The sequence below is a fragment of the Streptomyces sp. NPDC054847 genome, from assembly GCF_053610925.1.
In genome coordinates, this window is sequence record NZ_JBSGZJ010000333.1 from 1 (window position 1) to 7929 (window position 7929).

Annotated in this window: 9 protein-coding genes; 5 read left to right on the plus strand and 4 right to left on the minus strand. The window is 72.5% G+C overall.

Annotated features, from left to right (window positions below; all coding sequences use genetic code 11):
• The 4 genes from ACWGH4_RS26085 to ACWGH4_RS26100 form a co-directional block, all read right to left on the minus strand.
• On the minus strand, positions 1–2115 hold a 2115-nt coding region (locus ACWGH4_RS26085), incomplete at its 3' end, for an NADP-dependent isocitrate dehydrogenase (RefSeq protein WP_453465259.1).
• A gap of 174 nt (positions 2116–2289) precedes the next feature.
• On the minus strand, positions 2290–2442 hold the full coding sequence (locus tag ACWGH4_RS26090; RefSeq protein ID WP_167306888.1) for a hypothetical protein: 153 nt from the start codon (positions 2440–2442) through the stop codon (positions 2290–2292).
• Positions 2443–2646: 204 nt separating this feature from the next.
• Positions 2647–3306, minus strand: coding sequence for a response regulator (locus ACWGH4_RS26095; RefSeq protein ID WP_441264696.1), 660 nt, complete (start codon positions 3304–3306; stop codon positions 2647–2649).
• A 2-nt stretch (positions 3307–3308) separates the two neighbouring features.
• A complete protein-coding gene (locus tag ACWGH4_RS26100; RefSeq protein ID WP_453465262.1) occupies positions 3309–4310 on the minus strand; it encodes a HAMP domain-containing sensor histidine kinase in 1002 nt (333 codons plus the stop codon).
• 362 nt (positions 4311–4672) lie between these two features.
• Between ACWGH4_RS26100 and ACWGH4_RS26105 the strand changes: the two genes are divergently transcribed.
• The 5 genes from ACWGH4_RS26105 to ACWGH4_RS26125 all read left to right on the plus strand — a co-directional run bounded on the left by ACWGH4_RS26105 (position 4673) and on the right by ACWGH4_RS26125 (position 7874).
• Positions 4673–4999, plus strand: a complete 327-nt coding sequence (locus ACWGH4_RS26105; protein ID WP_453465264.1) for a TraR/DksA family transcriptional regulator — start codon at positions 4673–4675, stop codon at positions 4997–4999.
• 48 nt (positions 5000–5047) lie between these two features.
• The gene (locus ACWGH4_RS26110) at positions 5048–5413 is read left to right on the plus strand and encodes a TraR/DksA family transcriptional regulator (protein WP_441264698.1); all 366 of its coding nucleotides are present in this window, start codon (positions 5048–5050) and stop codon (positions 5411–5413) included.
• The gene (locus tag ACWGH4_RS26115) at positions 5410–6234 is read left to right on the plus strand and encodes a rod shape-determining protein (protein ID WP_453465266.1); all 825 of its coding nucleotides are present in this window, start codon (positions 5410–5412) and stop codon (positions 6232–6234) included. The genes ACWGH4_RS26110 and ACWGH4_RS26115 overlap by 4 nt, the downstream gene beginning before the upstream one ends.
• Positions 6231–6851: an Rv1733c family protein gene (locus tag ACWGH4_RS26120; protein ID WP_453465268.1), complete on the plus strand. Its 621-nt coding sequence runs from the start codon at positions 6231–6233 to the stop codon at positions 6849–6851. The genes ACWGH4_RS26115 and ACWGH4_RS26120 overlap by 4 nt, the downstream gene beginning before the upstream one ends.
• A 291-nt stretch (positions 6852–7142) precedes the next feature.
• Positions 7143–7874, plus strand: a complete 732-nt coding sequence (locus ACWGH4_RS26125; protein ID WP_453465270.1) for a PepSY domain-containing protein — start codon at positions 7143–7145, stop codon at positions 7872–7874.
• The last annotated feature ends 55 nt before the right edge of the window (positions 7875–7929 follow it).

Here is a 7929-nt window from a genome sequence, read left to right on the forward strand (position 1 = left end):
GCCCTGCACCGCGATCAGCTCGTCGACGATGGTCCGCTCCTGCTCACCGAGCGTCTTCGCCAGACCCGCGAACGCCTCCGCGAGCTGCGCGTCGTCGGTCTGCCGGGCCAGCTCCTGGGCCCAGTACAGGGCCAGGTAGAAGTGGCTGCCGCGGTTGTCGATGCCGCCGAGCCTGCGGCTCGGCGACTTGTCCTCGCCCAGGAACGTGCCGGTGGCGCGGTCGAGCGTGTCGGCGAGGACCTTGGCGCGGGCGTTGCCCGTCGTCGTCGCGAGGTGCTCGAAGCTCACGGCCAGCGCGAGGAACTCGCCGAGGCTGTCCCAGCGCAGGTAGTTCTCCTTGACGAGCTGCTGGACGTGCTTCGGGGCGGAGCCGCCGGCGCCCGTCTCGAACAGTCCGCCGCCGTTCATCAGCGGAACGACCGAGAGCATCTTGGCGCTGGTGCCGAGCTCCAGGATCGGGAACAGGTCGGTCAGGTAGTCACGCAGCACGTTGCCGGTGACGGAGATCGTGTCCTCGCCGCGGCGGATGCGCTCCAGGGAGAACGCGGTCGCCTCCACCGGCGACATGATCTCGATCTGAAGGCCCTCGGTGTCGTGCTCGGCCAGGTACGTCCGGACCTTCTCGATCAGCCGGGCGTCGTGCGCGCGGCTCTCGTCGAGCCAGAACACGGCCGGGACGCCGGTCGCGCGGGCGCGGGTGACGGCGAGCTTCACCCAGTCCTTGATGGGCGCGTCCTTGGTCTGGCACATCCGGAAGATGTCGCCGGCGCTGACGACCTGCTCCAGCACGGCGTTGCCGGCGGCGTCGACGACCCGCACCGTGCCGGTGACCGGGATCTCGAACGTCTTGTCGTGGCTGCCGTACTCCTCGGCCTTCTGCGCCATCAGACCGACGTTCGGAACCGAGCCCATGGTGGACGGGTCGAAGGCGCCGTTGGCACGGCAGTCGTCGATGACGACCTGGTAGACACCCGCGTAGCTGCTGTCCGGCAGGACGGCGACGGTGTCCGCCTCCTGGCCGTCCGGGCCCCACATGTGTCCGGAGGTGCGGATCATCGCCGGCATGGAGGCGTCGACGATGACGTCGCTCGGTACGTGCAGGTTGGTGATGCCGCGGTCGGAGTCGACCATGGCGAGGGCCGGGCCCTCGTTCAGCTCGGCGTCGAAGGACGCCTTGATCTCGGCGCCGTCGGCGAGCGACTCGAGGCCCTTGTAGATGCCGCCGAGGCCGTCGTTCGGTGTGAGGCCGGCGTTGGCGAGGGACTCGCCGTACCGGGCGAACGTCTTCGGGAAGAAGGCGCGGACCACATGGCCGAAGATGATCGGGTCGGAGACCTTCATCATCGTGGCCTTCAGGTGCACGGAGAACAGCACACCCTCGGCCTTGGCGCGGGCGACCTGCTCGGTGAGGAACTCGCGCAGGGCGGCGACGCGCATCACGGAGGCGTCGACGACCTCGCCGGGGAGCACGGGCACCGACTCGCGCAGCACGGTGGTGGAGCCGTCGTCACCCTTGAGCTCGATGCGCAGCGAACCGGCGTCGCCGATCACCACGGACTTCTCGGTGGAGCGGAAGTCGTCGGCGGACATCGTGGCGACGTTCGTCTTCGACTCGGGGGTCCAGGCGCCCATGCGGTGCGGGTGCGCCTTGGCGTAGTTCTTCACCGACGCCGGGGCACGGCGGTCGGAGTTGCCCTCACGCAGGACCGGGTTGACGGCGCTGCCCTTGACCTTGTCGTAACGGGCGCGGATGTCGCGCTCCTCGTCGGTCTTCGGGTCGTCCGGGTAGTCCGGCAGCGCGTAGCCCTGCTCCTGGAGCTCGGCGACGGCAGCCTTCAGCTGCGGGATCGAGGCCGAGATGTTCGGCAGCTTGATGATGTTCGCCTCGGGCGTCTTGGCCAGGGCCCCGAGCTCCGCGAGCGCGTCGTCGATGCGCTGTCCCTCGGCGAGGTACTCGGGGAACTGCGAGATGATCCGTCCCGAGAGCGAGATGTCACGGGTCTCCACGGTGACACCGGCCGTCGATGCGTACGCCTGGATCACAGGCAGGAACGAGTACGTCGCCAGGGCGGGCGCCTCGTCAGTGTGCGTGTAAATGATGGTCGAGTCAGTCACCGGGTGCTCCGCTCTCCACGTCTGCAACATTGCTCGACATCAAGATATCCCGTGATCGCCCGCCACTCGACAGGGCCCTGCCGTGCGAGCCGCCCGACGGCCGGTACGGGCGTCAGGGGCGGTGGCGCACGTCACCGGCGGGCTGGATCGTGGGCCCGCCGGCGCTCGGCCGAGCTAGCGGCCGGCCAGCACGTCGCTGAAGTCCATGACCCGGCCCATCTCCCGCAGGGTCTCCTCGGCGGTCCGTCGGGCCTCCGCGGGAACGTCGCCGCGCTCCTCCACCAGGTCCGCGTAGATCGGTGCCTCGGTACGGTCTGCGGAACTCATCTCGAACAGGGTCCTTTCCCAGGGGTCGCCTCGTGCCGCGCCGACCGCGGCCGAGAGCAGTGACCGAGTGTAGGAGGTGGGGGCGGCGGCCCTGTCGGCGGCCCTTCCTCGCGTCCCGGCCCCCTCCGGGACGCCGGCGCACGGCTGCCGTAGCAGGGGTGTGCGGCCCAGCAGAGTTCGAGAGACGCCGAGGCGCGGGGCGCGTCAGGGTTCGATGAGGCCGGCCCTGATCGCGTAGCGGGTCAGGTCGAGGCGGTCCCGCAGGCCCAGCTTGCGCAGCAGGTTCGCGCGATGGCGCTGAACGGTCTTGACACTGATGAACAGGGTCTCCGCGATGTCCTTGGAGGACTGGCCCTCCGCGACGAGTTTGAGGACCTCCTCCTCGCGAGCGGTGAGGATCTGGTCGGGCGTCTCGTAGCCCTGCCGGGCCCGGTCCAGGTAGTTGCGGATGAGAGCGGTGACCGCGCCCGGGTACAGGAACGGCTCCCCGCGCATCGCGGCCCGGCATGCCGCCAGCAGGTCCCGGTCCGCGACGGACTTCAGGACGTATCCGCAGGCTCCGGCCTTGAGCGCCTGGAAGAAGTACTGCTCGTTGTCGTACATCGTCAGCATGAGGATGCGCAGTCCGGGCTGGAGCGCGGCGAGTTCACGGGCCGCCTGCAGGCCGGTCATGCGGGGCATGGCGATGTCGAGGACGGCCAGGTCGACGGTGTGGCTGCGGGCCATGGCGATCGCCTCCGCGCCGTCGCCGGCCTCCGCGACGACCCGCAGGCCGGGCTCACCGTCGAGGATCAGCCGCACGCCGCGCCGCACCAGGGCGTGGTCGTCGGCGAGCAGGATGCGGATCTCGTCGGGCTCGGGCACGGCTACGGCACCTCCTTCCCGGCGCGTTCCGTGCCGGCGGGCTCCGCGGGGACGGGCGCGGAGCCGTCGGGCACGGAGAGGGACACCCGGGTGCCGCCCGCGCCGCCCGGTGCGATCTCGAGGGTGGCGCCGATCAGCAGGGCCCGTTCCCGCATGCCGCGGATCCCCGCGCCCTCGCGGGCGAGGCCGGTGCCGCGGCCGTCGTCGGCGATGCTCAGCACGACCGCGCCGGGGGTGCGGCGCACGGCGAGCCGGACGTGTTCCGCCTCCGCGTGACGCGCGATGTTGGTCAGTCCTTCCTGGGCGACGCGGTACAGCACCAGTTCCGTCTCCCGTGCGAGCGCGGGTAGTCCGGGGTCGAAGTCGTGCTCGATGCGCAGTCCGGTGTGGGTGGCGAAGTCGGCGCTCAGCGCGGTGAGCGCGCTGACCAGGCCGAGGTCCTCCAGCACACCCGGCCGCAGTCGGCGGGCCAGCCTGCGCACCTCGTCGAGGCTTTCGCGGGTGGTCTCCTGCGCCTGCCGCACCTCGGCCCGCAGGGGCTCCGGGGACCGGTCGGCGACACGTTTCAGCGCGAGCAGCACCGCGGTCATGCTCTGGCCCACCTCGTCGTGGAGTTCCTGCGCGATGCGGCGTCGTTCGGCCTCCTGCGCCGACAGGGCGCGGGCGCTGCTGGTGGCGCGTTCGGTCTCCAGCCGCTCCAGCATGTCGTTGAAGGTGCTGATCAGTTCGGCGACGCCGCCCCGCCCGGGCGGCCCCGGCAGCCGATGGCCCGGCCGGAGCAGGTCGACGGTGGTCATGAGCCGGGTGAGCCGCTCCAGCGGAGCCAGTCCGATGCGCAGCAGGGCCGCGTTGGCGACCAGCATCACACCGAGGCCGCCCACCAGGATGACGGCCTCGGTGAGCAGCACCGGGACCGATACGGTCACCGGCGCCCACAGCAGCAGCGCCGTCGCCAGGCCGAGGACCAGCGCGTTGAGGGCGAAAATCCGCCAGAACAGCGACACGGCGTACCGAACCTCCACAGTCTTCGCGGTGTGCCATCCACTATGGGTCACCGCCGGGCCCGGCCCGCACTCGGGTCGGCTCAGCCTGCCGCGCCGCGGGAGCGTGTGTCGACCGGCAGCGGCAGCCATCCGCGTCGGTCACCGGGCCGCGCGACCCCGCACGGCATGCACTGCCGGACCCCCGGTAAATGGGTGCTGGGACCGATGGTGCGGGCTCCGCGCACCGGTGATGGTTGCAGCATGAACCCTTCGCCCTCCCGCCGACCGGCGGGAGCACGGGTTCCGCCGGCGGGGACACCGGGTCCGCGAGCACACCGCGACGGGACTCCACGGCGTTCGACTCCCCTGGAAGGACTTCTCTCATGTCGCTCGACGCGGCCCGCTCCGATTCCCTTCCCGAACGTCTCACCGCCCACGAGGTCGGTCAGCGTCTCCAGCACGAGCGCAACTCCCGCCTCACGCAGCTGGAGGCGATCGAGCAGGAGGGGAACGACGCGCCGCGCGAGCTGATGATCGCGCAGAGGACGTCCATCCAGCGGGTGCTGACGGAGATCGACGCGGCCTTCGCCCGGCTCGAGGCCGGCGGATACGGGCTCTGCCAGGAGTGCAGGCGGCCGATCCCCGTGGAGCGGCTGGAGATCCTGCCCTACGCCCGCTGCTGCGTCGGCTGCCAGCGCCGGGCGTCGTGACGGGCGCGCTCCCGGTCCTGTCCTTCGTGCACCTGGAGGGGTGACTTCGTGAACCACCGGATCGCCGACGCCGGCGCCGCGCCGCTCTCCGCCGACGACCTCGCGGCGCTGCGCGCGAGCCTGAAGGAGCAACGTGCTTTCCGTCTGGAGCAGTTGGAGCGGTTCACCCGACCGTCGCGGGCCGGAGACGCGCTCCGCCGGCGGTCGGCCTCTCAGCTCGAGGTCCAGGTGAAGCTCAGCGCGTCCGCACGCATGGTCCTGTCCGACGTGGAGGCCGCGCTGGAACGCATGGACCAGGGCCGGTACGGCGTGTGCCATGTGTGTTCGCGTCCCATTTCCCTGGATCGCCTCACCGTCGTGCCGCAGGCCCGCTACTGCGGGCGCTGCCCGCGGGGCGGGGAGGCGGGACGGTGACCGGCTTCGGTGTCCGGCCCGGCGGGCACCGTCGAACGGCTCGGCCGGTGTGCCGGGTCTGCCCGCGCTTCGCCATCGACATCGGCAGTTCCCGCACCCGGGCCTGGTCCCCGGGCCGCGGTGTCATCCTCGACGTCCCCACGGTGACGTTCCCGGGCGCCGACGGCGTGTACCCCGTCCGGCGCGGTGACATCGTCGACACCGAGGGCACCGCCCGGATGCTCGAGCGTCTGTTCCGGCGCCGTGTGTCCGCACTCAGCCGCCCGCTGATCGTCGTCACCACCCCCGTGCTCGGCGGGCCCCGCTTCCGCAGCGCGGCTCTCACCGCGCTCGAGGTGCTGCGTCCCCGTACGGTCCTGACCGTCCCCACCGCGAAGGCCATCGCCCTGGGAGCGGGCGCGGACCTGGGCCGGCCGCTGCTCGTCGCGGACATCGGCGCGCATGTCACCGAGGTCGCGCTGCTCTGCGACGGCGAGGTGACGGACGCCTACCGGACGGCGCTGGGCACCGGCGACACCGGCGGCTCCGTGACCTTCCGCGACATCACCGGGGCGGTCGTCGCCATGGTCACCGACATGCTGCGGCTCGACGAGTCCGAGCAGACCCTGGACGCCCTGGGGCGGGGCCTGCTCCTGGCGGGTGGCGGCGCGCTGCGGCCGGAGTTCACGTACGACCTCACCCGGAAGTTGCGGGTCCCCGTCCAGCCGGTTCCCGCACCGCACACGGCGGCGCTGCGGGGGGCCTCGCACGTCCTGGAGTCGGCCCACCGCCATCCGGCGACCCACGCGGAGGAACAGGTACCGGAGCGGGGGACGACATGACCGCCCCGGAACCGCGGGCGCAGCCGCCCCCCGTGCGGGCGCGCGCGGGGCTGTGGCGGTGGCGGCGCAGCCCTCTGCGTCGCCGCTCCGACGTGCTGCAGGCGTGGACCGGGCTGGTGCTGGCTCTGGCGGTGCCCGCGGCGGCTCCCACGGTGACGGTGATCGTGCACAACTCCGTGCACGGTTCGCTGCGGGCGGACGCCGCGGCCGACGCCCGCTCGCGGGCTCCCGTCGACGCCGTGCTGGTGCGGGACGCTCCCCGCCATCCGGAACCCGGCTCCGAGGAGGCCCGGCACACGCTGTACCCGGCCGAGGTCCGCTTCTTCGGCCCCGACGGGCGGCCGCGCACGGGTGAGGCCGAGGTCCGGCCCGGTCTGTCCGCCGGCAGCACCGTCCGCGTCTGGCGCGACGCCGAGGGGCGGCTGACCGATCCGCCCATGACGGCGGGTGAGATCCGCAGCCGTGCGCTGGGGTGGGCGGCCACGGCGGGCGTGGCGGTCGCCCTCACGGGCGCGGGCGCCTACGGCGTGGCGGCGATGGCGCTGGACAGACGGCGCGACGCCGGATGGGAGAGGGCCTGGGCCGACACCGCTCCCCGCTGGACGGCATCGGCGTGAGGATGCGGAACGGGGGCGCCAGGAGGGGTTCGTCCCGCGCTGCGACGGGGCGCGCGGCGTGGTCGGGACCTGCTCGTCGGGTGCCCGCGGCGAAGGCCCTGCCCGGGTGAGTGGCGGTGGAACGGGTCCGGTCCGGTGCGGTGGACGTCGGGCGCGGCGCGGACCCTCATCTGTGCGGGCTCTTGTCGCGGCAGCCGGGAGCCGCGGGCCGCCGCCGGTGGGGCGGACGCGATCGAGTGATCTTCCCGGCAGCCCGTGTCTCCCGTGGGACCAGGGGTTACGCGTGGCGACATGAACGTAACGACTCATGCTCTTCGCGTCCGGGCCGCACTCCCCGCATGTCTCATCGCCTGCTCGGCCCTGCTTCTCACCGCCTGTGGCAGCGAGAAGGGGAGCGAGGTGAGTGCGCCGGCCGCCGCACCGAGCCCCACGGGCACGGGCAGCCCCACGAGTACGACGAGCCCGACCGGCTCCCCCAGCCCCACGGGCACCGCCACCCGCCTCACAGACGACCAGGCCGAGCGCCGCGCTCTGGTCCCTGCCGCCAAGGTCACCTGGGACAAGGCGGCCGGCACGGCCGTCGGCGAGGTGTCGGGCAGCAAACTGGTCGAGATCGAGCTGACCCGCGCGGAGGCCGGGAGCACCGCCAGTCCCGCGCCGAGCCCCGGCAGCCCCGAGTGGGCCGCCGAGGTGGCCACTCAGGACGGCACCCGCCACGCCATCCACATCGACGCCGACTCCGGCCGGGTGCTCCGTTCGCAGCCCGACCGCGAGCAGGACGCCGACGCCAAGCGTGAGACCGCCGACCTGCTCGGCAAGGCGAAGGTGACTGCCGAGCAGGCGGTGAAGACGGCGACCGGGCGGAAGAAGGGCACTGTCACCGTCGTAGAGCTGGACAGCGACGACGCCGGCAAGGTGATCTGGTCGGTCGACGTCGTCACCCAGGACGACTGGTACAAGACGACGTTCGACGTCGACGCGGCGAGCGGCGAGATCCTGCGCGAGGAGGTCGACCGCGACTGACGCCTCCGCACGAGGCGGGCACAGGAACGGCAGCGCCCCTGCCCACGGTCCGAGC

Coding starts and splice junctions, on each gene's coding strand:
- ACWGH4_RS26120 (WP_453465268.1), top strand. CDS start 6,231: ATGACCGCCCCGGAACCGCGGGCGCAGCCGCCCCCCGTGCGGGCGCGC.
- ACWGH4_RS26105 (WP_453465264.1), top strand. CDS start 4,673: ATGTCGCTCGACGCGGCCCGCTCCGATTCCCTTCCCGAACGTCTCACC.
- ACWGH4_RS26090 (WP_167306888.1), bottom strand. CDS start 2,442: ATGAGTTCCGCAGACCGTACCGAGGCACCGATCTACGCGGACCTGGTG.
- ACWGH4_RS26125 (WP_453465270.1), top strand. CDS start 7,143: ATGAACGTAACGACTCATGCTCTTCGCGTCCGGGCCGCACTCCCCGCA.